Source organism: Nocardioides coralli (assembly GCF_019880385.1).
GTDB classification, from domain to species: domain Bacteria; phylum Actinomycetota; class Actinomycetes; order Propionibacteriales; family Nocardioidaceae; genus Nocardioides; species Nocardioides coralli.
Genome location: NZ_CP082273.1, coordinates 546,947 through 570,407 on the forward strand (window position 1 = coordinate 546,947; position 23,461 = coordinate 570,407).

A 23,461-nucleotide genomic window follows, 5' to 3' on the forward strand; every position below is an offset into this window, starting at 1 on the left:
TGTGGCGGGGGCCGCCCTAGAGGTGCGGCTCCACGAGCTCGACGTAACGGCGGGCCAGCGTGTCGACGACGGCATGGCCGTCGGCAGCCCACACGTCGGCGTTGAAGATCTCGACCTCGACGTCGCCGCGGTAGCCGGTCGCGGACACGCAGGAGGTGAGGTGGTGGAAGTCGATGTGGCCGTCGCCCATCATCCCGCGCGAAAGTAGGGCGTCGGGCGGCAGCGGCGTGATCCACTCGCAGACCTGGTAGCTGGCCACCCGGTCGGCCGCCCGGGCGATCTGCTCCTCGACGCCGGGCTCCCACCAGACGTGGAAGGTGTCGACCACGACCCCCACCGCCGCCTGCGGCAGCGGCTCGGCGATGGCGAGGGCCTGGTCGAGCGTGGAGACCACGCCCCGGTCGGCTGCGAAGATGGGGTGCATCGGCTCGATCGCGAGCCGGACGCCGGTCTCGAGCGCGTGGGGGACGAGCGCCTCGACGGCGTCGGCCACCCGCCCGCGGGCGGCCCGCAGGTCCCGGTCGCCGTGAGGGAGCCCCCCGGGGACCACCACGAGGCACGGGGCGCCGAGCGCCGCAGCCTCGTCCAGCGCGCGGCGGTTGTCGTCGTGCCGCTCACGCCGCGTGGCCGCCTCCGGCGAGGTCATGAAGCCACCTCGGCACAGCGAGGAGACGCGCAGCCCGGCGTCCTGGACCATCCGGACGGCCGTGTCCAGCCCGACCTCGGCCACGGGCTCGCGCCACACGCCGATGGCCGGCAGGCCGTGGGAGGCGCACGCGTCGACGGCCTCGGCCAGCGACCACCGGTCGACGGTCTTCTGGTTGAGGGAGAGCCTGGCCAGCCGCGCGTCGCCCGGGGCAGGGGTGGGGACGCGGGCGGGCGTGCCTGAGGGGAGGTCCACCGCGGTGGTGACGGTCATCGCGGCACCCCTGCCGCGTCGAGCACCAGCCGCAGCCGGTGGGCCGCCAGCGCCGGGTCGGGCAGCAGCCGGGCCTCGTTGGCCAGCTCGAACAGCCTCCCGAGGTGCACCACGCTGCGGGCTGCCTGGAGGCCGCCCACCATCGTGAAGCCGGGCTGGTGACCGCTGAGCCAGGCGAGGAACGCGATGCCGGTCTTGTAGTGCCACGTGGGGGCCTCGAAGACGTGTCGCGACAGGGGCAGCGTCGGCGCCATCTCGGCGTCGTACGTCGCGAGGTCCCCGTCGTCGAGCGCGGCGAGCGCGGCTGCGGCCGCCGGGGCGACGGCCGCGAAGGCGCCGAGCAGGGCGTCGGAGTGGTGGGTGCCGTCGCCGCGGATCAGCTCGGGGTAGTGGAAGTCGTCGCCGGTGTAGAGGCGCACCCCCTCAGGCAACGCGGCTCGCAGCCCGGTCTCGTGGTCGGCGGACAGCAGCGACACCTTGACGCCGTCGATCCGGTCGGCGTGCTCGCGGACCAGCCCGAGGAACGTCTCGGTGGCGGCGTCGACGTCGACGTCGCCCCAGTAGCCCCGCAGTTGCGGGTCGAACGCCTCGCCGAGCCAGTGGAGGACCACCGGTTCGCGCACCTGGCGCAGCAGCTCACCGTAGACCTCGAGGTAGTCCTCAGGACCGCGGGCGACGGCGGCCAGCTGCCGCGAGGCCATCAGGATCACCTGGGCGCCGGTGCCCTCGACGAAGGCGACCTGCTCGGCGAAGGCGTCGCGCACCTCCGCGGCGCTCGCGAGAGCTCCGACATGGTCCGTGCCTGCCCCGGCAGCGATCCGGGCGTCGTGGTCACGCGCCTGGTCGGCGCTGCGGCTGACCAGCTCCTGCACCGCGGGCCAGTCCAGGCCCATGTTGCGCTGGGCCGTGTCCATCGCCTCGGCGACGCCGAACCCGTGACGGAACAGGTGCTGGCGGAACGCCAGCGTCGCCTCCCAGTCGAGGGCGGCGGGGGCACCGGGGACGTTCTCGGCCAGTGGGTCGGCCACCACGTGGGCGGCCGCGAAGGCCACCCGCTCCCGGAAGGGCGTCGGGTGGGGCGCCCAGGCGCGCGGCTCGCGGAGCCCGACGGTCGCCGTGCTGCCGTCGGCCCGGGGGACGACGACCGAGCCGAGGCGGGTGTGGGTGGTGGTCACAGCTCGACCCGTCGGCCCTCGGCGGACGAGGCGAGCCCGGCGTCGACCAGCCGGAGGCCGCGGACGCCGGCCGCGAAGTCGTAGGGGTGCGGGCGGCCGTGGTGGACATCGAGGAGGAACTGCTCCCACTGTGCGCGGAAGCCGTTGCCGAACTCCTGGTTGTCGGGGACCTCCTGCCACTGCCCGCGGAAGTCCTCGGTGGTGGGGAGGTCGGGGTTCCACACCGGCTTGGGCGTCGCCTCCCGCGGCTGGATCCGGCACCCGAACAGGCCGGCCACCGCGGAGCCGCGGGTGCCGTCGACCTGGAACTCCACGAGCTCCTTGCGCTCGACCCGGACCGCCCACGAGGAGTTCACCTGGGCGATGACCCCGCCCTCCAGCTCGAAGATCGCGTACGCCGCGTCGTCGGCCGTGGCTGCGTACGGCTCGCCGTTCTCGTCCCACCGCTCCGGGATGTGGGTCACGGCCCGGGCCGTCACCGCCTCGACGCCGCCGAAGAGGTTCTCGAGGACGTAGTTCCAGTGGCAGAACATGTCGAGGACCATCCCGCCGCCGTCCTCGGCGCGGTAGTTCCAGCTCGGGCGCTGGGCGGGCAGGTAGTCACCCTCGAACACCCAGTAGCCGAACTCCCCACGGACCGACAGGATGCGGCCGAAGAAGCCGCCGTCGATGAGTCGCTTGAGCTTCATCAGGCCGGGCAGGTAGAGCTTGTCGTGGACGACGCCGTTGATGATCCCGTGCTGGGCCGCGGCGTCCACGAGCTCCTGGCCCTCCGACACCGACTCGGCAATGGGCTTCTCGGTGAACACGTGCTTGCCGGCGGCCGCCGCCTTGAGGATGGCCTTCTTGCGCTCGCTGGTCACCTGGGCGTCGAAGTAGATCGGCGCACCGTCCTCGGCGAGCGCGGTGTCGAGGTCGGTCGTCCAGTCGGCGATCCCGTGGTAGGTCGCGAGGCGCTCGAGCTTGTCGGCGTTGCGGCCGACGAGGACGGGCTCGACCTGCAGCCGGCCGCCGTCGGGGAGCGGGACCCCGCCGTCGTCGCGGATCGCGAGGATCGAGCGCAGCAGGTGCTGGCGGTAGCCCATCCGGCCGGTGACGCCGTTCATCAGGATGCGGTAGGTGGTGTCTGGCATGTGTGGTCCTCGCGGTAGTGGCGGAAGCGGTGGTCAGCTGGTGCTGGGGGCCTGCGGACGGCCACCCAGGTAGAGCTCGGCGAGCTGCGGGTCCTCCAGCAGCTCCTGGGCGGGGCCGGAGATGTGGACCCGGCCGAGGTCGAGGACGCAGCCGAGGTCGGCTGTCTCGAGCGCGCGCCGGGCGTTCTGCTCGACGAGCAGCACGGCGGTGCCGGCGTCGCGCATGCGGACCACCTGCTCGAAGACGGTGCCCGTGGCCTTGGGGTCCAGGCCCATCGACGGCTCGTCGAGCAGCACCACCTGGGGGCTCACCATCAACGACCGCGCGAACTCGACCTGCTTCTGCTGCCCACCGGAGAGAGCGCCGGCAAGGGCGTTCCAGCGGTCGGCGACGACCGGGAAGAGGGACTTCACGAAGTCGATCCGGTCGTTGACCTCGGAGCGGTCCTTGACCGAGAAGGCGCCCAGCCGGACGTTCTCCTCGACCGTCATCTCCTTGAAGACGCTGTGGCCCTGGAGGACGTGGGAGAGCCCGGCGGCCAGCATCTGCTGGGGGTTGTTCTGGGTGACGTCCTCGCCGGCGACCCGGATGGTGCCGCTGCGGGGCGTCAGCATGCCGCTGGCGACCTTCAGGACGGTGGACTTGCCGGCGCCGTTGGGGCCGACGAGGCACACGACGGTGGCGGGTGGGACCTTGACCGTGAGGCCGCGCAGCACCAGGGCCGCCCGGCCGTAGCCGGCCTCGATGCCCTCGAGCTCGAGCAGGTGTTCAGACGCCAAGGTAGGCCTCCAGGACTCGGGGGTCGTTCTGCACGACCGACGGCGCTCCCTCGCAGATCTGGCGGCCGCGGTCGAAGACGACCACGTGGTCCGACAGGCTCATGACGAGGTCCATGTTGTGCTCGACGACGATGAAGGTCTTTCCCTCGGCGTTGAGCGAGCGGACGAGGTTGGCGATCCTGTCGATCAGCGCCGGGTTCACGCCGCCGGCGGGCTCGTCGAGCATGATCGTCTCGGGGTCGGCCATCAGCACGCCGGCCAGCTCGAGCAGCTTCTGCTGGCCGTAGGAGAGGTCACGGGCCTCGGCGTGCTCGAGGTGGTCGATTCCCACCCGAGCCAGCAGCCCGCGTGCACGCTCCATGTCGGCGCGGTCCTGGGCGCTGCGGAGCTGACGCCCAAGGCTGCCGGGCCGCACCGCGACCAGCAGGTTCTCCATCACGGTCATCCGCGGGAAGATTCGGCACAGCTGGAAGCTGCGGCCGATGCCGGCCCGTGCGACCCGGTGCGGCGGCTTGCGGGTGATGTCGCGGCCGCGGTAGGTCACCGTGCCCTCGTCTGGCTGGATCATCCCGGTGACGCAGTTGAAGAACGTCGTCTTTCCCGACCCGTTGGGTCCGATCAGGGCGTTGACCTTGCCGTGGTGGAAGCGGACGCTGGCGCCGTCGACGGCCTGGACGCCGCCGAAGGCCTTGCGCAGCCCGTCGGTGGCCAGGCTGACCTCGGCCGGGGCGACGGCCTCGGGCTGCGGGCTGGTGGCGGTCACCGGTGTGCTCCTTCGTTCTCGCGGGACGGGCTTGCGCCGTCGGTGGTGTCGTCTGTCTCCTCGGCCGCGCCGCGCCGCTGCTGGGCGAGGTCGGCCTGGGTCATCTCGCGGATCGAGGCCGCCTGCGGCCGGAACCGTGCGACCAGCTGGGAGATCGCGGGGATGATGCCGTCGGGCATGAACAGGACCACCACGGCCAGCAGCAGGCCCATGGCGACGAGGTGGAACTGCGTGTCGCCGTACTGGTTCTTGAAGTACTCGACGGCGTACCCGACGATCACGGCGCCGAGCAGCGGGCCGAACAGGCTCCGGATCCCGCCGAGCAGGCTCATCAGCACCATGTAGGAGCCGACCAGGATGGAGAACTGGAAGATCGGGTCGAGGAACCCGAACCAGAGGGCGTAGAGGCCGCCGCCGAGGGCGGTGAAGAACGCCGACACCACGAAGGCGACCAGCTTGTAGCGGAAGGTGGGGACTCCCAGCGACTGCGCCTTGTCCTCGTCCTCGCGGATCGCCTTCAGGCCCATGCCGAACCGGGACCGGTCGATGGCCCACCAGGTGAGCAGGGCCACCGCGAGCAGCGCGGCGTGGAGGTAGAAGAAGCGCTCGTGCTGCTCGGGGCGCAGCACCGAGGGGTCGAACGGCCGCGGGATCCGCAGTCCGTTGGAGCCGCCCGTGAACGAGCCCCAGGACTGGAAGACCAGCAGCAGGATGAGCACGAGGGCGATCGACACGATCACGAAGGACGCGCCGCGGACCCGCAGGCTGGCGATGCCGATCGGCACCGCGAGCGCCGCCACGACGAGGCCGCCGGCCAGCATGGCCAGCCATGGGTTGACGCCGGTGTGGATCACCAGCAGCCCGGTGGCGTAGCCCCCGAGCCCGGAGTAGGAGGCGTGGCCCAGGGAGATGTAGCCGGTGAAGCCGCCGACGAAGTTCCACGACGTCGCCAGCACGGCGTAGCTCATGATCACCACGCCCACCGAGAGGATGAACGGGTCGGGGGCCAGGGAGGGGAACGACAGGACCAGCGCGGCCAGGACCACGAGTCCCGCGAGGCGGGCGAGCAGGAGCCCGCGGCCGGTGGTGGGGGCGGTGTCAGAAGCGCTGCGCAAGACGACCTCCGAAGAATCCCTGCGGCCGCACCATGAGCGTGAGGAACAGTGCCGCGTAGAAGAACGTCTGGGCCCAGGTGGTGCCCAGGGGGATCTGCAGCAGGCTCTGGCCGAGACCGAGCACGAGGGCCGCGATGGCGGCGCCCGGGATGCTGCCCAGACCGCCGACCACGATGATCGCCATCAGCGGGCCGATCCAGTGCCAGTGGAGCGAGGGGTAGATGGTGGAGTCCAGCGCCAGCGCTGTCCCTCCGATGGCGGCGGTCGCGAGTCCGAGCCCGAACCCGTAGCCAGCCACCCGGTCGGTGTTGATGCCGACCAGCCGGGCGGCCTCCGGGTGCTGGATGGTGGCCCGGAGCGCCTGGCCGAACTGCGTCTTCTTCAGCAGCACGTACAGGCCCAGCAACGACACGGCCGCCAGGGCAAAGGCGATCAGCTTGACCACCGCGACGTTGGCGCCGAAGACCTCGAAGCTGGCTGCGCCGTAGTCGAGCCGGATCCGGCGCTGGGTGCCGGTGAAGACGAAGCCCAGCATCCCCTCGATCACGAGCGCGATGGAGAAGGTGAGCAGCACCGACATCATCGTCAGCGTCGCCGGCCGCAGCCGTGAGAGCAGCAGGCGCTGCATCAGCACCCCGATCCCGAAGAAGAGCGGCACCGTCACGACCAGGGAGAGGAGCGGGTCGAGCCCCGTGCTCGTGGTGAAGTACCAGGCGAGGTACGCGGCGAGGATCAGGAACGCCGAGTGGGCGATCATCACCACCCGCATCACGCCGAAGTAGAGCGTCAGGCCCGCTGCCAGGAGGGCGTAGAGCCCTCCCAGCAGGACGCCGAGCACGATGCTCTGGAGCAGCAGGGACATGGTGTGCCTTCCGTGGAATCGGGGTGCGTCAGCAGCGGGGGGTCACCAGGCGGGCTTGTCGAGGATCAGGTCCGCCTCCGCGGCCTCCTCGGGCAGCACGATCCGGATCGCGCCGTCGACGTACTGCTGGATCAGGTGCGCCCCCTGCGGCCGGCCGGCCTCGTCCCACGTGAGCGGGCCGACCACGGTGTCCACCTCGTTCCCGCGCAGCCAGTCGATGAGCTGCTGCTGGCACTCCGGGTCGGGGTCGGCGCAGCCCACGGCCTCGACGGCGGCGGCAACGACCTGGCCGGTGGTCCAGGCGTTGGCCTCGTCCTCGGCGGGCGGATTCCCGTTCAGCTCGGTGTAGTAGTCGACGAACTCCTGGTTCGACTCGTAGGAGGCGTCCGGGGTGTAGCCCGTCGGGGAGAGGATGCCCTCGGTCTTGTCACCGATCGCCTCGGGGAACTCAGGGTTGGTGGGCGCGGTCGAGAACGCGGCCATCTCCGGCTGGTAGTTGAGCTGCTGCAGCGCGACGATCAGGTTGACGGCGTCCTGGTACTGCGTGCCGCCGACCACGATGTCGGCCTTGCTGTCGGCGATCTTGGCGGCGATCGAGCCGAAGTCGGTGGTGTTCGGCGGGTAGACCTCGTCGACCACGATCTCGACGCCCATCGCCTCCAGCTTGTCCTTGAGGCCGTAGGCCGTGCCCATGGCGAACGGGTCGTCCATGGCGGCGAAGGCTGCGGTCTTCGGACGCTGGTCGTCCGGCAGCGACTCCAGGTGCTCGGCCAGGTGGTTGTAGTGGTCGTCGGCGACGGCCGGCGCGGCGTAGAAGAGGTTCTCGAAGCCCTGGGTGAAGACCTCCTCGGCGGCACCAGCGGGCTCGACGAACAGGAAGCCGTAGTCCTGGGCCACCTGCGCGGCGGGAACCACGAGGCGGGTCGAGAACGGGCCGAACACGAGGTCCACGCCGTCCTGGTTGATGAGCTTCTCGTAGTCGGCTGCCACCCGGTCGGCGTTCGACTGGTCGTCGAGGATGGTGAGCTCCACGTCCCGACCGAGCAGGCCGCCGTTCTCGTTGACGTAGGAGGCCCAGGCCTCGTAGCCGCGCTGTACGCCCTTGCCGGGCTCCGAGAAGTCGCCGGTGAGGGGCAGCGAGATGCCGATCTGGATGGCGCCGTCGTCGTCGGAGCCCTCGTTGCCGCTGGACCCCGAGCTCATGCACCCGGTCAGGGCGAGGGTGGCCGCGGCTGCCAGGGCCGTGAGGCGGACGAAGGTGGTGCTGCGTGACTTCATGTCGCTCCTCGAACTGTCTGCGGAAGCGCTTTCGTAAGCGCTTTCGGGTACTGTAGGTGTGACCCCCGGCACGTGGCAAGGGTCACAGCCGAATTCACCCCACCGATCGATGGAGGACAGCCGATGACCGGCCTCAGGGACGAGCGCCCCCGCGCGTTGCGGCTGCAGGACGTGGCCGAGGCCGCCGGGGTCTCGCTGGCCACCGCCTCTCGCAGTCTGTCCGGCGCGTCGGGCGTCAGCGAGTCAGTGGCCGAGCGGGTGCGGGAAGTGGCACGCTCGCTGGGGTACGTCGCGAACATGCACGCCCGCAGCCTGGCCGCCGGCAAGTCGCGGTCGGTGGGGCTCGTGGTGCACGAGATCGGCGACCCCTACTTCTCCGAGATCGCCAGCGGCGTGCTGCACGTAGCGGCCCCGGCTGGGCTGACGGTGCAGATCTGCCACTCTGGACGCGACCCGGAGCTCGAGCTGGAGCAGATCCGGACGCTCGTGGCCAACCGGGTGGGAGCGATCCTGATCGCCGGCTCAGGCTTCGTCGACCCGCAGGTGCAGGCGGGAGCCCGCGCCGACCTGGACGCTTTTCGAGCGGGTGGCGGCCGGGTCGCCGTCATCGGTCGACACCACCTCGGCACGGACGCGGTGCTGCCCGACAACCAGGGAGGCGGGCGGAGCATGGCTGAGCACCTCACCGCCCTGGGCCACCGCAGGATCGCTCTGGTCACCGGCTCCCGGGGGTTGACCACCGTCGCCGACCGGCTGGCCGGGGTCGCGGAAGCGGTCACGGCTGTCGGGATCCGCTATGACGACCTGCCGCTCGCCGAGGCTGAGTTCACGCGGGAAGGCGGACGTCGCGCTGCCGAAGAGCTGCTCAACCGGCACCCGGAAACCACCGCCGTCCTCGCGCTCAACGACGACATGGCGATCGGGGTGCTGTCGGTGCTGCGGGCCCGGGGGATCAGGGTGCCGGAGCAGGTCTCGGTCGCGGGCTTCGACGACGTGGCGGTGGCGCGCGACCTGGCGCCGTCCCTCACCACGATCCGGTTGCCGATGGTGGAGATGGGGGAGAAGGCATTGCAGCTCGCGCTGGCTGATCCCGCCGCCCGGCCACGTCGCCGCCGCGTCGGCCACGAGCTGGTGGTCCGCGACTCGACGGCCCCGCCGCCCGCATGAGTGGGGCGTGCCGGGTGCTGCTCGCACCCGACAAGTTCAAGGGATCGATGCCCGCCTCCGGGGTGGCGCACGCCCTGGGGCGGGGGATCCGCTCGGTGGTTCCGGACACCGAGGTCGTGGCACTGCCGGTCGCCGACGGCGGTGACGGGACCCTAGACGCCGCTCTCGCGGCCGGCTTCGAGCGGGTGCCGGCGACGGTGTCCGGTCCGACGGGGGAGCCGGTGGCCACTGCTTGGGCCCGGCAGGGACGGACGGCGGTGGTCGAGATGGCGGACGCCTGCGGCCTGGCGCGGTTGCCAGGCGGTGTCCCGGCGCCGCTGGGTGCGTCCTCGCGGGGGCTGGGTGAGCTGCTGGCGGCGGCTCTCGACGCCGGCTGTGAGGAGGTGGTGGTCGGCATCGGCGGGAGTGCGAGCACCGACGGCGGCGCCGGGATGCTGGAGGCGCTCGGGGTGCGGCTGCTCGATGCCGAGGGGCGGGTCCTCCCGCCTGGTGGCGAGGCCCTGTCGACGGTCGCGCGCGCCGATCTGTCCGGGCTGCACCCCCGTGTCGGAGCCGCCCGCTTCGTGATCGCCTGTGACGTCGACAACCCGCTGCTGGGTGACGCCGGCGCGGCGACGGTCTACGGGCCGCAGAAGGGAGCGACGCCCGCCGACGTCGAGCTGCTCGACTCCGCGCTGGGCCGGTTCGCCGAAGTCGTCGCCGCAGAGCTCGGCCGTGACCTGCGCGACCAGCCCGGCGCCGGAGCGGCCGGCGGGGTCGGCTTCGCCGCGGTGTCGGTGCTCGGAGCACGGCTGCGTCCGGGCATCGACCTGATGCTCGACCTGCTCGGCTTCGACGAGGCCCTCGCGGGCAGCACCCTGGTGGTCACCGGCGAGGGGTCACTGGACGAGCAGAGCCTGCACGGCAAGGCGCCGGTGGGCGTCGCTCGTAGGGCCCGGCGGGCGGCAGTTCCCGTCGTCGCGGTGTGCGGGCGACGGAGCCTCGACGAGTCGGTCCTGCGGTCGGTCCACATCGCCTCGTCGTACGCCCTGCTCGACCTCGAGCCGGACGCGCAGCGGTGCATCGACGACCCGGAGCCGTTGTTGACGCGCCTCGGCGAGCAGATCGCGAGGGCATACCTGCACCCTTGCTGAGCAGGCGGTCAGAATCCGAGGCCACCACCGTGGTCGTGGTTGCGCTGCCTGATCTCGGTCCAGGCCCGCGCCTCTTCGTAGCCGGCCCCGGACTCGGAGGACGAGGAGGCGGAGCGGCTGCGGCGCGACGGCCGGCGCAGCACGAAGAGCGCCAGGAAGAGGACGGCCGCGATGCCGGCCAGGACGTAGTAGCCCTCGGACATGGAGAACCCCCGATCAGTCGTGGAGTCGCAGCCTAGTGCCAGGAAGCGCCTGCAAGTCCGCCCGCATCGCGGTGAGCACGTCTTGTCCGGCCTCGCCTTGCCAGCCACATCGTCAGCGCTCAGAAACACCTTGTGTGTCATCTCGAACGCAGGCAGGTGCTCGACACCCATCAAGAGCAGAGCGCAGAAGTAGCGCTCGTTGGACGACAGCAACGTCTCTCGCTCTGAGCGCGACGAAGAGCCGAGGGAGCCACGACCTCGCGACTCCGCACCATTGGGCATCGGCGCACCGCGCCCCTGGTAGGGACAACTTCCTTGCCCGGTGAATGCGAGCGTTCGTAGATGCGCTCGCGGCGGCCCTCAGCCGCCCTTGCACTCATTGACGCGCCGTGGGTACTCACCTTCCGGCCAAGCACCGCTGCCCCAACTCCCGCCGTACTCGCTCTCCATCTGCTGCGTTACGGCCCTATCGCAGTCGCTGTGCGAACCGTTGTCGGTAATCACAGTGGGTTCGCCTCGGTCAGCCGGGCTGCCGTCATCCCCGCCGGAGAACAGGTTCACGACCCCGATGATGAGCATGATGGGGATCGCGGCGGCGAGCAGGAGGAGAGCGAGCCCAGCCGCTCCCCAGAGGGCAGTCCCGACCCTTGTTGCGAGAGCATGGACATCAACACGGGGGATTACAGGCGCATCCGAGGGGTCGAGTGCGTGCGCCTCTGCAAGTCGCCGTGCGCGCCCCTTCGCCGTGGGTCCAACTTGAGCTCTGGCTTCGACGGCCCAACCACACTTGCATTCCGCGGTCGCGACCCACTCGCCAGGACCTGATTGGTAGACAGAAACGCCGGGTTGATGCGCGTCTGTGTCGGCGGCCACGTGCGAACGGTATGTCGCGACGAGTGTGCCCGTGAGCACTTTGGGCGAACTGCCGCCTGGGGTACACCCAGACCGTCGAGCAGTCGGCGGTGGGACAGCGTCGTGGACCCCAGGAGGCACTCTCCGACGCCTCCTGCATGATTCGCTCGCGGATGTTCACCGGACGTAGCCTTGCCTCCTGATGAACCCACACGCTGCGCCGAGGACGTACGAGGTCCGCACCTACGGGTGCCAGATGAACGTCCACGACTCCGAGCGGCTCACCGGGCTGCTGGAGGACGCGGGCTACGTCCGGTTCGACCCCGCAGCCGGGGGCGACCAGGCCGGCCATCCCGATGTGGTCGTCTTCAACACCTGCGCGGTACGGGAGAACGCCGACAACCGGCTCTACGGCAACCTCGGGCACCTCGCGCCCGTGAAGGCCAAGCGGCCCGGCATGCAGATCGCCGTCGGCGGCTGCCTGGCCCAGAAGGACCGCTCGACGATCGTCGAGAAGGCGCCGTGGGTCGACGTCGTCTTCGGCACCCACAACATCGGCTCGCTGCCGGCGCTGCTCGACCGGGCCCGCGCGCAGGAGGAGGCCCAGGTCGAGATCCTCGAGTCGCTCGAGGTCTTCCCCTCCACGCTGCCCACCAAGCGCGAGTCGGCGTACGCCGCCTGGGTCTCGATCTCGGTCGGCTGCAACAACACCTGCACGTTCTGCATCGTCCCGAGCCTGCGCGGCAAGGAGAAGGACCGCCGGCCCGGCGACGTGCTCGCCGAGGTGCGCGCCCTGGTGGCCGACGGCGTCAGCGAGGTGACCCTGCTCGGTCAGAACGTCAACAGCTACGGCGTGGAGTTCGGCGACCGGCAGGCCTTCTCCAAGCTGCTGCGTGCGTGCGGCGAGATCGAGGGGCTCGAACGGGTGCGCTTCACCAGCCCCCACCCGGCCGAGTTCACCGACGACGTGATCGAGGCGATGGCGGAGACGCCGACCGTCATGCCCCAGCTGCACATGCCGCTGCAGTCGGGCTCGGACCGGGTGCTGAAGGCGATGCGCCGCTCCTACCGGCAGCGCAAGTTCCTCGGCATCATCGAGCGGGTCCGCGACGCCATGCCCGACGCCGCCATCACGACCGACATCATCGTGGGCTTCCCAGGCGAGACCGAGGAGGACTTCGAGCAGACGCTCGAGGTCGTCCGGCAGGCTCGGTTCTCCGGCGCCTTCACGTTCATCTACTCCCCACGACCCGGTACGCCGGCGGCGACGATGGAGCAGCAAGTGCCGCGCCCCGTCGTGCAGCAGCGCTACGACCGTCTCGTCGCGCTGGTCAACGAGATCGCGTGGGAGGAGAACCAGCGGCTGGTCGGTCGCCGGGTCGAGCTGCTGGTGGCCGAGGGGGAGGGGCGCAAGGACGCCGCCACCCACCGCCTCTCCGGCCGCGGCCCCGACAACCGACTGGTCCACTTCGCCCCGCCGGCCGACCAACAGGTCCGGCCCGGCGACATGGTCACCGTCGAGATCTCCTACGCCGCGCCGCACCACCTGGTCGCCGACGGGCCGGTCCTCGAGGTGCGGCGTACCCGCTCCGGCGACGCGTGGGAGGCCCGCACCACGGCTCCTACCGCACCGGGCTCGGTCGGCCTGGGCATGCCCGGTGTCGGCGTCCCACCGCCGCTGCCCGCCGCGCCTGCCTGTGGATGACCGACCGCCCGCCCCGCCGTACCGCGTGATGCTGGGGGTGTGTCGGTCGTCGAGGTGCTGGGACGGATGGGTGGCGTCGCCACCCGAGCCGCACTGATCCGCGCCACCAGCCGCGCCGCGGTCGATGCCGCCCTGGCGTGCGGGGCGATCACGGCCGTCGCCCGCGGCCGGTATGCGTTGGCCTCCGCCGACGAGGCGCTGGTGGCCGCACACCGGTTGAGCGGGGTCGTGTCCCACGAGAGCGCTGCGATCCATCACGGCTGGCAGGTGCGGCTACCGCCGGACCGCCCGCACGTCACCCTCGCCAAGGGTCGGGCACCTGCACCCGAGCGGCGACGCGGAGTGGAGGTGCACCGCATCGACCTAGGCCCCGACGACGTCGTGGGAATCGCGACCTCGCCCGAGCGCACCCTGGCGGACTGCCTGCGCACCGGGTCGTTCGCGGACGGGTTGTGCGTCGCCGACTCGGCACTCCGGGACGGGTTCGCCCCCGGGCGCCTACGGGCGATGGCGCGGGACGCACGGGGGCCCGGCTCGGCCCGGATCCGGCGCGTCGCCGCGTGCGCCGACGGCCGTGCCGCCAACGCCTTCGAGTCGGCGTTGCGGGCCGTCGCCCTCCAGGTCCCGGGGCTCTGCGCCGTGCCGCAGGTGGCGCTGCGCGCCCGGACCTTCCTGGGCCGGCCCGACCTCGTGGACGAGCGGCTCGGCATCGTGATCGAGGCCGACTCCTTCGCGTGGCACGGCGACCGGGCCGCGCTGGCGCGGGATGCCCGCCGCTACAACCGGTTCGCCGTCCACGGGTGGCTGGTGCTGCGCTTCACGTGGGAGGACGTGATGTTCCAGCCCCACGAGGTCGAGCTGGTGTTGAAGGCCGCCGTAGCCGAAAGGACCGAACGACGGTGTCGCTGCGGGACTGCCGCGTGAGCTCGCGGCCAGAGCGGCCGTTCGGTCCTTCGGTCTACGACTCCGAGCGCGGGTCGATCTTCGAGTAACCGGCCTTCGGCGGGATCCCCTCGGGGTTCTCCTCCTCACCACCGGGCCGCTGCTCGGGCGGGGCGTCCTCGTCGGCGGGCCTCTGAGGCGTCACGTCACGGATGCCGTCGGTGTCGTGCTGGCCAGGACCCGTGGGGCCCTCGCGCTCGCTGCTGACCCCCATGTCGCCCGAGGCGTCGTGGTGGGAGTGGCGGATGTCGTGCTTGTCGTCGCTCATACCGGGTCCTCCTTGTCCGGGCCCTGCTGACTCTCGTCGTCCGGGTCCTGCGTCTTGTCGTCGGGCTGCGAGATGTCGTCGGGGAGCTGGTCCTCGACCTCGGGGTTCTTCTCGGGGTCGAGGTCGCGGCCGTAGGGCCCGCGCTGGTCGCCCGCGAACGGTGCGTCCTCGTTGATGGCGTCCACCCCACCGGGGTTCTCAGCCGCCTTCTCCACCTCCGGGTCGGGCATCGGCCCCAGCTTGTCGTCGGACATGCGTGCTCCTCTCAGAAACCGAACGTGAGATAGGGGTCGCCCTTCCCCAGCGAGGCCAGGGCGTGCGCCTCGTGGGGGACGACCGGATGGGGCAGGGCGTCCAGCCGGCACCATCGCAGCTCGGCGCACTTGGCCGGCTCCATGATCCGCGGCTCACCGCTCCACGACCGCGCCGTGAAGAAGAAGTCGACGCGCTCGTCGATCGGCAGGTCGTGCTGGGTGCGCTGCATGGTGAGCTCGAAGCGGAGATCGATGTCGGCGAGGCCGAGCTCCTCGGCCGCCTCCCGCCGGGCGGCGTCGTACGCCGTCTCGCCGCGCTCCACGTGGCCGGCCGCGGCAGCGGCCCAGTGGCCGTCCATGTAGCCGGTGTGCTGCCGCAGCTGCAGCAGCACCTCGTCGTCACGCATGAGATAGACGTAGGAGGCGGGGACGACGACGAAGCGGTCGGTCACGTCGCCTCGTCGGAGGGCTGGTCGAGCGCGGAGTCGGCGTTCTCCTCCTGCGTCCGGGAACCCTCGGTGTCCGCAGGGTCCGGGAGCTCGCTGCCGTGCTCGTCGGGCGGGGCCTCGGTGAGACCGAGCGGCTCGCTCTCCTCCTCCGGCACGGCTCCCGTCAACGGACGTCGCCGTCCTGCTTGCCGTCGAGCCGGTCCAGGGCGTCCTTGGCCTTGTCGCGGCCGGAGGTGATCTTGCCGGAGTACTTGCCCTTGGTCTTCTTGTCGACGGCGTCGGCAGCCTTGTCGAGGCCGCCGGAGATCTTGTCGCCGTGCTGGTCGACGGCCTGGGTGGCCTTCTTCTTCAGGTTGTCGAGGAATCCCATGTCGGTACCTCCTGTCCGGTTGTTGCCACACTAACCCCATGAGCGATGTCCCGATCGTGGCCGTCGTCGGGGCGACCGCCTCGGGCAAGACCGCGCTGTCGCTCGACCTCGCCGAACGGCTCGGCGGTGAGATCGTCAACACCGACGCGATGGCCATCTATCGCGGGATGGACATCGGCACCGCGAAGCCACCGCCGGCAGAGCGCCGGGGGATCCCGCACCACCTGCTCGACACCCACGACCCGGGGGAGACGGTGACGGTCGCGGAGTTTCAGGCCGAGGCGCGAGCCGTGATCGCAGCGCTGCGCGACCGCGGCGTGGTGCCGGTGCTGGTGGGCGGCTCGGCGCTCTACACCCGCGCCGTGCTCGACCGCTTCGAGTTCCCGGGGACCGACCCCGCGGTCCGATCCCGGCTCGAGGCCGAGCTCGCCGAGGTGGGGGCGACCGCGATGCACGCGCGGCTCCGCGCGAGCGACCCGGCCGCGGCCGAGCGGATCCTCCCCGACAACGGCCGCCGGATCGTGCGGGCGCTCGAGGTCGGCGAGCTGACGGGCCGGTCGTTCACCGCCACCCTGCCGTCGCTGGAGTACGCCGACCCCGACACCGTCCAGGTCGGTGTGGAGATCGACCGGCCGACCCTCGACGAACGGATCGCGGCCCGCGTCCGGGGGATGTACGACGCCGGGCTGGTCGACGAGGTCGCCCGGCTCGGCCCGCTCGGCCGGACCGCGGCTGCCGCGATCGGCTACCGGCAGGCGGCCGCCCACCTCTCCGGGGAGCTGACCCTGGAGGAGGCCGTCGAGCAGACGACGGTCGCCACCCGGCGGTTCGCGCGGCGGCAGCTGGCGTGGTTCCGCAAGGACCCGCGGATCAGCTGGGTGCGCTTCGACGACCCCGACCGGGTCGAGCGTGCGGTGACCGCGGTCCGGGGCTGAGACCTCAGCAAGATCGGTCGGCCCACTCGCACCGGCGGTGACAGAATCGGGGGCGTGACCTACCCGTTCGTGAAGGGCCACGGCACCGAGAACGACTTCGTGATCGTGCCGGCCGAGGTGGAGCTGACGCCCGAGCGCGTGCGTGCGCTCTGCGACCGGCGCGCCGGCATCGGCGGCGACGGCGTCATCCGCGCGGCCCGCGAGGACGGCCGCTGGTTCATGGACTACCGCAACGCCGACGGCTCGGTCAGCGAGATGTGCGGCAACGGCATCCGGCTCTTCGCCCGCTACCTGCGCGACGAGGAGGGCGAGACGCTGCCGCTCGACGTCGGCACCCGTGACGGGGTCAAGACGCTCACCGAGGACGGGGACGGGTTCACCGTCGACCTCGGCCGTCCCCGCGTGCTCGGCGACACCAAGGTCGCCGTGTCCGACCACTCGTGGTCCGCCGTCCACGTGGACATGGGCAACCCGCACGCGGTCGCCTTCCTCGGCGAGACCGAGGACCTCGACGACGCCGGCCCGCTCCACGAGGCCCCGCTCCACGACGCGACGGTCTACCCGCACGGCGTCAACGTGGAGTTCGTCGTACGCCGGGGGCCGCAGCACGTCGCGATGCGGGTCCACGAGCGCGGGTCGGGGGAGACCCGCTCGTGCGGGACCGGCGCCTGTGCGGCGATGGTGGCCGCGGCGAACGCCGACGGGGCCGGGCCGGGGTCGACGTACCGCGTCGACGTGCCGGGCGGCACGCTCACCGTCACGTGGACCGAGGACGACCGGGTGCTGCTGTCCGGGCCGGCGGTGATCGTGGCCCGCGGCGAGACCGACCTCTGACTTCGGTACGGCGGAGGGTCCGGGCGTTTCGTGGCTCAGGCGTTGCACGCCTTCGCACCTCAACGTCCGGAGGGGCGAACGTCCCGACTAGGGTCCGGGTCATGGACATCCAGGGAGCATCCGCCGTCGTCACCGGTGCCGCCTCGGGGATCGGCGCCGCCGTCGCCCGCCAGCTCGCGACCCGCGGTGCGCGCGTCGTCGTCGCCGACGTGCAGGACGACAAGGGCTCGGCGCTGGCCGAGGAGATCGGCGGGGAGTTCGTCCACGTCGACGTCACCGACACCGAGCAGGTCCGCGCCGCGGTCGACCGCGCCGCCGAGCTCGGCCCGCTGCGTGTCCTGGTCAACTCGGCCGGCATCGGCTGGGCGCAGCGCACGGTCGGCAAGGACGGCACCTACGACTCAGCCCACGACCTCGACGCCTTCAAGAAGGTCGTCGGCATCAACCTGATCGGCTCCTTCGACATGGTCCGCCACGCGGCGACGCGGATGTCGCAGCTCGACCCGACCGAGTCGGGCGACCGGGGCGCGATCGTCAACATCGCCTCGGTGGCGGCCTTCGACGGCCAGATCGGCCAGGCCGCGTACGCCGCCTCGAAGGGCGGGCTGGTCGGGCTGACGCTGCCCGTGGCGCGCGACCTCGCGGCCGCCCAGATCCGGCTCAACACCGTCGCCCCCGGCCTCATCGAGACCCCGATCTACGACTTCGTGCCCGACCCGGAGGCGTTCAAGGAGCAGCTGGGCCAGTCGGTGCTCCACCCCAAGCGGCTCGGGACGCCGGAGGAGCTGGCGTCGATGGTGCTCGAGTGCCTGACCAACTCCTACATGAACGGCGAGACGATCCGGGTCGACGGCGGCATCCGGATGCCACCGCGGTAGGCGCCCGTAGCAGAACGACGCGAGGGCTGGCACCAGAACGTTCCTTTTGTTACCGTGCCGTGTCCGTGGCTCGACCGTGTCGGGTCCGGACGCCGCCGGGTCTTGGGAGGGAACGGCGGTCAGACGGGGGAGTCTTTGTCAGACGGGGGACTGACCGGGAGGGAACCCTTGTCGACGCTTCACCCCTTGCCCCTGCATGCCCTTCGGCGGCACCGCGCTGCCCCAGCCGGGCCCCCCGAGGTCCCGGCTCAGGAGCTGGTCCAGCGAGCCGGCTGAAGCCCGATGGACGTCCAGGCACTGCAGCGCAGCTGGGACCGGGTGACCCGTCACGGGGACCACGTCGCGCTCTACTTCTACTCGCACCTCTTCGTCACCCACCCCGAGGTGCGCCCCATGTTCCCGCTCTCCATGGCGGGCCAGCGCGACAAGCTGGTCAGCGCCCTGGGCAGGATCGTCAGCAACGCCCACCAGATCGAGCACGACACGGCGTTCCTGCAGCACCTCGGCCGTGACCACCGCAAGTACGAGGTCGTCGCCGACCACTACGACGCGGTCGGTGCCTCGCTCTGCGCGACCCTCAAGCACTTCCTGGGGTCGGAGTGGGACGAGGAGCTCGCCGCCCACTGGACCGCCGCCTACCAGGTGATCGCCCGGGTGATGGTCGAGGCGGCGGAGAACTCCTCGGAGTCGACCCCCGACTGGTGGGACGCCGACGTCGTCGGCGTCGAGCGCCGGACCATGGACCTCGCGCTGCTGCAGGTCCGGCCACGTCAGCCCTTCAGCTACCGCCCGGGCCAGTCGGTGTCGGTGGAGATCCCGCAGCGACCCCGGTTGTGGCGCTACTTCAGCCCCGCCAACGCACCGCGCGAGGACGGGACCATCGACCTCCACGTGCAGCAGATCGACGGCGGGCAGGTGAGCCCGACGGTCGTCCGCTCTCTCGCGGTGGGTGACACGGTGCGGCTCGGGGCGCCCGTCGGCGAGCGGCTGACCCGCCGCTCCTACGACCCCACCGACCTGCTGATGGTCGCCGGCGGGACGGGCCTGGCCCCGCTGCTGGCGGTGCTCGAGCAGGTCGACCTGGAGTGGCAGCGGTCCGGCACCGCGCCGCACGTCCACCTGTTCCACGGGGTGCGGATGCCCTGGCACCTCTACGACCGTCCCCGGTTGCGTGAGCTGGCGCGGGAGCGGCCCTGGTTCGAGTACACCGAGGTCGTCTCGGACGACGCGTCCTACCCCGGCGTGCGCGGCAAGGTCGGCGCGATCGCCTCCCGGCACGCGGTGCCGGGCTCGACCGCGATGGTGTGCGGCGGCCCGCAGATGGTCGCCCACACCCTGCAGCGGCTCTCGGACGCCGGCATGCAGCCCTCGGACATCACCTACGAGCACTTCTACTACCCCGCCGCCGACGAGCACACCGTCCGGCCGGCGCTGATCCCCTCAGGAGAACACCGGTGACCACCCCCCAGACCCCCGCGGACATCCGCGACCAGTCCTTCCCCCGCAAGCTGCTCGGCCTCGACGCCGACGGGGTCCACGCCTACCTCGACCGGCTGGCCGACGAGGCCGAGGCGGCCGAGCGCGAGCTGGCCGAGAGCCGTGCGGAGAACCAGCGGCTCGCAGCCCGGCTCGAGCGCGTGCAGGCCGAGCTCGAGGAGTACGAGCAGGTCGGCGAGCGGACCAACGAGCAGATGGTCCAGCTGCTCAGCCAGGCCCAGCTCGTGGCCGAGGAGATGGTCCAGGACGTCACGCGTGACGCCCGCGAACGCATCAGCCACGCCCGCGCCCACGAGCGGAAGATCGTGGAGGAGGCCCTCGACACCGCCGGTCGTGAGGTCAGCACCTACGCCCGCTCGGCCCAGGCCCGCATGCAGTCGATTGTCGACTCCTTCGCCACCGAGGTGGACCGGATGGGCGGCACGCCGCCCGCGGACGGCCCGGGTGAGGGCGTCGACGACCCGCTCTTCGCCGAGTGGCCGGCGCCTGCCACGGGGCGGGAGGCGTGACCGCGGGCTGTCCGGTCCACGTCGAGCCGACCCGGGTCGAGACAGCGCGGCCCGGCACCGCGACCGCGGTCCGGCCCCGCGAAGCCGCCCCGCTCGTGGTGGTCGCGCTGGCTCTGGCCGGCGCCACGGTCGGTGCGCTCGGTCTCGGCGGCCGTGTCCCGGTCGACCCCTGGGGACTGCTCGCGGTCGCGCTCGGCGGGGTCGTCCTTGCGGACGAGGTGCGGGTCCGCGTACGCCGACCGGCTCGGTCGGTGGGCTCGCGCGCCCGGCGGCGCACGGCGAGGACCCGCCCGGACCCGGCGCCGGCGCCCCCCGCGCCGACGCACGGGCCGGGCGGGGCCGCCGCCGTCGACGTGCAGGAGGCGGTCGAGTTCATCGAGCTCTTCCACGCCGAGAACCCCGAGGCGGGGCCCGCCGGCGCGCGCATCGCCGAGGTGACCCGCGAGATCGACCGCACGGGCACCTACCGCCACACCCCCGAGGAGCTGGTGTTCGGCGCCCGCGTCGCCTGGCGCAACAACGCGCGCTGCATCGGGCGGCTCTACTGGCGCAGCCTGCAGGTCCGCGACCTGCGCTCGGTCTCCGACGCGGCGGGCGTGGCCCGGGCCTGCTTCGACCACCTGCGGGCGGCCGACAACGGCGGCAAGATCCGGCCGATGATCACCGTGTTCGCCCCGGAGACCCCGCAGCGGCCCGCCCCGCGGATCTGGAACGAGCAGCTGATCCGGTACGCCGGCTACGAGCGGGCCGACGGCCACGTGCTCGGTGACCCGCGCTACCGCACCTTCACCGAGAACCTGGTCCGGCGCGGGTGGCGGCCGCCGGCCACGCCGGGTCAGTTCGACGTGCTCCCCCTGGTCGTGGAGACCGCGGAGGAGGGTCCCCGGCTGTTCCCGGTCCCGCCCGACGCGGTGCGCGAGGTCGAGCTCGAGCACCCCGACCTGCCGTGGTTCGCCGAGCTCGGCATGCGGTGGCACGCCGTGCCGGTGATCAGCAACAACCGGCTCAGCATCGGCGGGGTCTCCTACCCGGCCGCGCCCTTCAACGGGTGGTACATGGGCACGGAGATCGGTGCCCGCAACCTCGGTGACAGCGACCGCTACGACCTCATCCCCGAGGTCGCGAAGCGGATGGGGCTCGACACCTCCGACGAGGCGACGCTGTGGCGGGACCAGGCGCTGGTCGAGATCAACCGCGCGGTGCTGCACTCCTTCGAGACCCAGGGCGTGAGCATCACCGACCACCACACCGAGTCGCGCCGCTTCCTCACCCACCTCGAGAAGGAGGAGCGCAACGGACGCAGCTGCCCGGCCGACTGGAGCTGGATCGTGCCGCCGATGTCGGGGTCGCTGACGCCCGTGTTCCACCGGTACTACGACACCGAGGACCAGGTGCCCAACTTCTTCACCGACGCCGGCGCCACCACCCGGGCGCTCCGGGGTGGCCCGCCCGCCTTCCGCTGAGGGTCAGGTGAACTCGCCGAGCAGCGCCTCGGCGTAGGCCTCCTCGACGTCGTCGTGGACGACGCGCGTGCCGTCGGTGAGCGTGACCACGAAGGCGTCGCCGTGGGCGGCGAGGGAGAGGAAGCGGTCGCCCAGCAGCTCCCGCAGCTGGTGCTCCCACGGCAGCCACAGCACCTCCTCGACCAGGATGCTGTCGAGCGCCCACTCGGTGGTGCCGTTGAAGCAGACCAACCGGTGGGTCCCCATCTCCTGCACCTCGATGGTCATCTCGGCCACCACGAAGACCTGGTCGAGGTCGCGCCCGGGGATCACGAACCGGTCGCCGTCGGCGGGCTCCCACTCGCGGCCCTGCGACCGCAGCAGGTAGTCCAGCTGCTCCGCGTGGTGGAGGCTGATCACCCCTCCATCATCCGGAATCCCGCGCCCGAGCCAAGCGTTGGAACCGATAACGAGTCGCGCACCATGCGCGGCCTCCTTACCCTGTGAGGCACATGACGAACGCACCTGACTTCAACCTCGACGCCGAGCTCGAGCAGACCACCGCCTGGGACGACGACCAGTTCGAGAGCGGGTACGCCGACGAGCCCGAGCTCACCACCGGCGAGCAGGACCTGGCCGACCGCCACCAGCTCCGCCGGGTCGCGGGCCTGTCGACCGAGCTCGAGGACATCACCGAGGTCGAGTACCGCCAGCTCCGCCTGGAACGCGTCGTGCTGGTCGGGGTCTGGACCGACGGCACGGTCGAGGACGCCGAGAACTCCATGGCGGAGCTGGCCCTCCTGGCGGAGACCGCCGGCTCGCAGGTGCTCGAGGCCGTCTTCCAGCGCCGCACCCGTCCCGACCCCGCGACGTTCGTCGGGCGCGGCAAGGTCGACGCGATCAAGGAGGTCGTGGACGCCAGCGGCGCCGACACCGTGATCTGCGACGGCGAGCTCGCGCCGAGCCAGCTGCGCAACCTGGAGGACCGGCTCAAGGTCAAGGTCGTCGACCGGACCGCGCTGATCCTCGACATCTTCGCCCAGCACGCGAAGTCCAAGGAGGGCCAGGCACAGGTCGAGCTGGCCCAGCTCACCTACCTCAAGCAGCGGCTGCGCGGCTGGGGCGGCAACCTGTCGCGCCAGGTCGGCGGTCGCGCCGCCGGCGGTGTCGGCATCGGTGGCCGCGGTCCCGGTGAGACGAAGATCGAGACCGACCGGCGCCGGATCAACACCAAGATCGCCAAGCTCCGGCGCGAGCTCAAGGAGATGTCCGGCACTCGCGAGGTCAAGCGGCAGGAGCGCCGCCGCCACCACGTGCCGAGCGTGTCGATCGCGGGCTACACCAACGCCGGCAAGTCGAGCCTCCTCAACCGGCTCACCGACGCGGGCGTGCTGGTCGAGGACTCCCTGTTCGCGACCCTCGACCCCACCACCCGTCGCACCCAGACCAGCGACGGCCGCGTCTACACGATGAGCGACACCGTCGGCTTCGTCCGCCACCTGCCCCACCAGCTGGTCGAGGCCTTCCGCTCCACGCTGGAGGAGGTCGCCGACTCCGACCTCGTGCTCCACGTCGTCGACGGCTCGCACCCCGACCCGGAGGGTCAGCTCGCCGCGGTCCGCGAGGTCTTCGCGGAGATCCACGCCGACAAGGTCCCCGAGCTGGTCGTCATCAACAAGGCCGACGCCGCCGACCCGATGGTGGTGGCGCGGCTGCAGGCCCGCGAGCCCCACAGCGTGGTGGTCAGCGCCAAGACCGGCGAGGGGGTCGACGCGGTCCTCGAGGCCGTCGAGCGGGAGCTGCCGCGGCCCGGCGTCGAGTTCGCGGCGCTGCTGCCCTACGACCGGGGTGACCTCGTCGACCGGTTGCACCGCCACGGCGAGATCGACGAGCTCGAGCACACCGCCGACGGCACCCGCGTCACCGGCCGGGCCAACGCCGACCTGGCCGGCGAGCTGGCGGCGTACACCCTCTCCTGAGCGAGTACGCCGCCCGCCG

Annotated in this window: 26 protein-coding genes; 11 read left to right on the forward strand and 15 right to left on the reverse strand. The window is 71.8% G+C overall.

All coding sequences use genetic code 11. From position 1 onward, the window contains the following. Positions 1–16: 16 nt before the first annotated feature. The 8 genes from K6T13_RS02760 to K6T13_RS02795 are packed head-to-tail and all read right to left on the reverse strand — an operon-like array spanning position 17 to position 8,025. Complete coding sequence (locus K6T13_RS02760) at positions 17–919, reverse strand: sugar phosphate isomerase/epimerase family protein (RefSeq protein ID WP_222896789.1); 903 nt, start codon at positions 917–919, stop codon at positions 17–19. Next, positions 916–2,094 (reverse strand): dihydrodipicolinate synthase family protein, encoded by a 1,179-nt coding sequence (locus K6T13_RS02765; protein ID WP_222896790.1) that lies wholly within the window; start codon positions 2,092–2,094, stop codon positions 916–918. The genes K6T13_RS02760 and K6T13_RS02765 overlap by 4 nt, the downstream gene beginning before the upstream one ends. Then, positions 2,091–3,227 (reverse strand): Gfo/Idh/MocA family protein, encoded by a 1,137-nt coding sequence (locus tag K6T13_RS02770; RefSeq protein ID WP_222896791.1) that lies wholly within the window; start codon positions 3,225–3,227, stop codon positions 2,091–2,093. The genes K6T13_RS02765 and K6T13_RS02770 overlap by 4 nt, the downstream gene beginning before the upstream one ends. A gap of 33 nt (positions 3,228–3,260) precedes the next feature. Further along, positions 3,261–4,007, reverse strand: a complete 747-nt coding sequence (locus K6T13_RS02775) for an ABC transporter ATP-binding protein (RefSeq protein WP_222896792.1) — start codon at positions 4,005–4,007, stop codon at positions 3,261–3,263. Further along, positions 3,997–4,770 carry an ABC transporter ATP-binding protein gene (locus tag K6T13_RS02780; RefSeq protein ID WP_249423901.1) on the reverse strand — a complete coding sequence of 258 codons (774 nt, stop codon included), beginning with the start codon at positions 4,768–4,770 and terminating at the stop codon, positions 3,997–3,999. Before K6T13_RS02780 ends, K6T13_RS02775 begins: the two co-directional genes overlap by 11 nt. Continuing rightward, positions 4,767–5,885, reverse strand: coding sequence for a branched-chain amino acid ABC transporter permease (locus K6T13_RS02785; protein WP_249423902.1), 1,119 nt, complete (start codon positions 5,883–5,885; stop codon positions 4,767–4,769). Before K6T13_RS02785 ends, K6T13_RS02780 begins: the two co-directional genes overlap by 4 nt. Then, positions 5,869–6,747: a branched-chain amino acid ABC transporter permease gene (locus K6T13_RS02790; RefSeq protein WP_222896793.1), complete on the reverse strand. Its 879-nt coding sequence runs from the start codon at positions 6,745–6,747 to the stop codon at positions 5,869–5,871. Before K6T13_RS02790 ends, K6T13_RS02785 begins: the two co-directional genes overlap by 17 nt. Positions 6,748–6,789: 42 nt before the next feature. Continuing rightward, the gene (locus K6T13_RS02795; protein ID WP_222896794.1) at positions 6,790–8,025 is read right to left on the reverse strand and encodes an amino acid ABC transporter substrate-binding protein; all 1,236 of its coding nucleotides are present in this window, start codon (positions 8,023–8,025) and stop codon (positions 6,790–6,792) included. Between the two features lie 123 nt (positions 8,026–8,148). Between K6T13_RS02795 and K6T13_RS02800 the strand changes: the two genes are divergently transcribed. Together K6T13_RS02800 and K6T13_RS02805 are read left to right on the forward strand one after the other, a co-directional pair. Continuing rightward, a complete protein-coding gene (locus tag K6T13_RS02800; RefSeq protein ID WP_222896795.1) occupies positions 8,149–9,192 on the forward strand; it encodes a LacI family DNA-binding transcriptional regulator in 1,044 nt (347 codons plus the stop codon). 14 nt (positions 9,193–9,206) lie between these two features. After that, positions 9,207–10,325 carry a glycerate kinase gene (locus K6T13_RS02805; RefSeq protein WP_249423903.1) on the forward strand — a complete coding sequence of 373 codons (1,119 nt, stop codon included), beginning with the start codon at positions 9,207–9,209 and terminating at the stop codon, positions 10,323–10,325. A gap of 8 nt (positions 10,326–10,333) precedes the next feature. On the opposite strand, the gene K6T13_RS02810 is transcribed toward K6T13_RS02805, so the two are convergent. After that, positions 10,334–10,528: a hypothetical protein gene (locus tag K6T13_RS02810; RefSeq protein WP_222896797.1), complete on the reverse strand. Its 195-nt coding sequence runs from the start codon at positions 10,526–10,528 to the stop codon at positions 10,334–10,336. A 1,054-nt stretch (positions 10,529–11,582) separates the two neighbouring features. On the opposite strand from K6T13_RS02810, the gene miaB reads away from it, so the two are divergent. Together miaB and K6T13_RS02820 are read left to right on the forward strand one after the other, a co-directional pair. Continuing rightward, on the forward strand, positions 11,583–13,085 hold the full coding sequence (gene miaB, locus K6T13_RS02815; protein ID WP_222896798.1) for a tRNA (N6-isopentenyl adenosine(37)-C2)-methylthiotransferase MiaB: 1,503 nt from the start codon (positions 11,583–11,585) through the stop codon (positions 13,083–13,085). Positions 13,086–13,124: 39 nt separating this feature from the next. Then, positions 13,125–14,009 (forward strand): hypothetical protein, encoded by an 885-nt coding sequence (locus tag K6T13_RS02820; protein ID WP_222896799.1) that lies wholly within the window; start codon positions 13,125–13,127, stop codon positions 14,007–14,009. A 34-nt stretch (positions 14,010–14,043) separates the two neighbouring features. Here K6T13_RS02820 and K6T13_RS02825 read toward each other — a convergent pair whose 3' ends face one another. The 5 genes from K6T13_RS02825 to K6T13_RS02845 are packed head-to-tail and all read right to left on the reverse strand — an operon-like array spanning position 14,044 to position 15,368. After that, on the reverse strand, positions 14,044–14,295 hold the full coding sequence (locus K6T13_RS02825) for a hypothetical protein (protein WP_222896800.1): 252 nt from the start codon (positions 14,293–14,295) through the stop codon (positions 14,044–14,046). Next, the gene (locus K6T13_RS02830) at positions 14,292–14,549 is read right to left on the reverse strand and encodes a hypothetical protein (protein ID WP_222896801.1); all 258 of its coding nucleotides are present in this window, start codon (positions 14,547–14,549) and stop codon (positions 14,292–14,294) included. The genes K6T13_RS02825 and K6T13_RS02830 overlap by 4 nt, the downstream gene beginning before the upstream one ends. Before the next feature lie 11 nt (positions 14,550–14,560). Next, positions 14,561–15,001, reverse strand: a complete 441-nt coding sequence (locus tag K6T13_RS02835; protein ID WP_222896802.1) for an NUDIX hydrolase — start codon at positions 14,999–15,001, stop codon at positions 14,561–14,563. Next, positions 14,998–15,153, reverse strand: coding sequence for a hypothetical protein (locus tag K6T13_RS02840; RefSeq protein WP_222896803.1), 156 nt, complete (start codon positions 15,151–15,153; stop codon positions 14,998–15,000). Before K6T13_RS02840 ends, K6T13_RS02835 begins: the two co-directional genes overlap by 4 nt. An 8-nt stretch (positions 15,154–15,161) precedes the next feature. Then, positions 15,162–15,368, reverse strand: coding sequence for an antitoxin (locus K6T13_RS02845; RefSeq protein ID WP_222896804.1), 207 nt, complete (start codon positions 15,366–15,368; stop codon positions 15,162–15,164). Between the two features lie 38 nt (positions 15,369–15,406). Between K6T13_RS02845 and miaA the strand changes: the two genes are divergently transcribed. From miaA to K6T13_RS02875, 6 genes are all read left to right on the forward strand, one after another. Then, positions 15,407–16,303 (forward strand): tRNA (adenosine(37)-N6)-dimethylallyltransferase MiaA, encoded by an 897-nt coding sequence (gene miaA / locus K6T13_RS02850; RefSeq protein WP_222896805.1) that lies wholly within the window; start codon positions 15,407–15,409, stop codon positions 16,301–16,303. Between the two features lie 54 nt (positions 16,304–16,357). Next, positions 16,358–17,137 carry a diaminopimelate epimerase gene (gene dapF, locus K6T13_RS02855; protein WP_222896806.1) on the forward strand — a complete coding sequence of 260 codons (780 nt, stop codon included), beginning with the start codon at positions 16,358–16,360 and terminating at the stop codon, positions 17,135–17,137. Positions 17,138–17,238: 101 nt separating this feature from the next. Then, a complete protein-coding gene (locus K6T13_RS02860) occupies positions 17,239–18,015 on the forward strand; it encodes an SDR family oxidoreductase (RefSeq protein WP_222896808.1) in 777 nt (258 codons plus the stop codon). Between the two features lie 282 nt (positions 18,016–18,297). After that, entirely contained in the window at positions 18,298–19,473 is a 1,176-nt protein-coding gene (locus K6T13_RS02865; protein ID WP_222896815.1) for a globin domain-containing protein, read from the forward strand. Continuing rightward, positions 19,470–20,021: a DivIVA domain-containing protein gene (locus tag K6T13_RS02870; protein WP_222896822.1), complete on the forward strand. Its 552-nt coding sequence runs from the start codon at positions 19,470–19,472 to the stop codon at positions 20,019–20,021. The genes K6T13_RS02865 and K6T13_RS02870 overlap by 4 nt, the downstream gene beginning before the upstream one ends. Further along, the gene (locus K6T13_RS02875; protein WP_249423904.1) at positions 20,018–21,484 is read left to right on the forward strand and encodes a nitric oxide synthase oxygenase; all 1,467 of its coding nucleotides are present in this window, start codon (positions 20,018–20,020) and stop codon (positions 21,482–21,484) included. The genes K6T13_RS02870 and K6T13_RS02875 overlap by 4 nt, the downstream gene beginning before the upstream one ends. Positions 21,485–21,487: 3 nt before the next feature. Here K6T13_RS02875 and K6T13_RS02880 read toward each other — a convergent pair whose 3' ends face one another. Beyond that, positions 21,488–21,883, reverse strand: coding sequence for a pilus assembly protein CpaE (locus K6T13_RS02880; protein WP_222896826.1), 396 nt, complete (start codon positions 21,881–21,883; stop codon positions 21,488–21,490). A 92-nt stretch (positions 21,884–21,975) separates the two neighbouring features. Between K6T13_RS02880 and hflX the strand changes: the two genes are divergently transcribed. Further along, complete coding sequence (gene hflX, locus K6T13_RS02885) at positions 21,976–23,442, forward strand: GTPase HflX (RefSeq protein ID WP_222896830.1); 1,467 nt, start codon at positions 21,976–21,978, stop codon at positions 23,440–23,442. Positions 23,443–23,461: the final 19 nt, after the last annotated feature.

Excerpts from the sequence above, each read along its gene's own strand:
- K6T13_RS02760 (WP_222896789.1), bottom strand. The coding sequence starts at position 919 with ATGACCGTCACCACCGCGGTGGACCTCCCCTCAGGCACGCCCGCCCGC.
- K6T13_RS02770 (WP_222896791.1), bottom strand. The coding sequence starts at position 3,227 with ATGCCAGACACCACCTACCGCATCCTGATGAACGGCGTCACCGGCCGG.
- K6T13_RS02790 (WP_222896793.1), bottom strand. The coding sequence starts at position 6,747 with ATGTCCCTGCTGCTCCAGAGCATCGTGCTCGGCGTCCTGCTGGGAGGG.
- K6T13_RS02795 (WP_222896794.1), bottom strand. The coding sequence starts at position 8,025 with ATGAAGTCACGCAGCACCACCTTCGTCCGCCTCACGGCCCTGGCAGCC.
- K6T13_RS02800 (WP_222896795.1), top strand. The coding sequence starts at position 8,149 with ATGACCGGCCTCAGGGACGAGCGCCCCCGCGCGTTGCGGCTGCAGGAC.
- K6T13_RS02810 (WP_222896797.1), bottom strand. The coding sequence starts at position 10,528 with ATGTCCGAGGGCTACTACGTCCTGGCCGGCATCGCGGCCGTCCTCTTC.
- miaB (WP_222896798.1), top strand. The coding sequence starts at position 11,583 with ATGAACCCACACGCTGCGCCGAGGACGTACGAGGTCCGCACCTACGGG.
- K6T13_RS02825 (WP_222896800.1), bottom strand. The coding sequence starts at position 14,295 with ATGAGCGACGACAAGCACGACATCCGCCACTCCCACCACGACGCCTCG.
- K6T13_RS02830 (WP_222896801.1), bottom strand. The coding sequence starts at position 14,549 with ATGTCCGACGACAAGCTGGGGCCGATGCCCGACCCGGAGGTGGAGAAG.
- K6T13_RS02845 (WP_222896804.1), bottom strand. The coding sequence starts at position 15,368 with ATGGGATTCCTCGACAACCTGAAGAAGAAGGCCACCCAGGCCGTCGAC.
- miaA (WP_222896805.1), top strand. The coding sequence starts at position 15,407 with ATGAGCGATGTCCCGATCGTGGCCGTCGTCGGGGCGACCGCCTCGGGC.
- K6T13_RS02860 (WP_222896808.1), top strand. The coding sequence starts at position 17,239 with ATGGACATCCAGGGAGCATCCGCCGTCGTCACCGGTGCCGCCTCGGGG.
- K6T13_RS02865 (WP_222896815.1), top strand. The coding sequence starts at position 18,298 with ATGGACGTCCAGGCACTGCAGCGCAGCTGGGACCGGGTGACCCGTCAC.
- hflX (WP_222896830.1), top strand. The coding sequence starts at position 21,976 with ATGACGAACGCACCTGACTTCAACCTCGACGCCGAGCTCGAGCAGACC.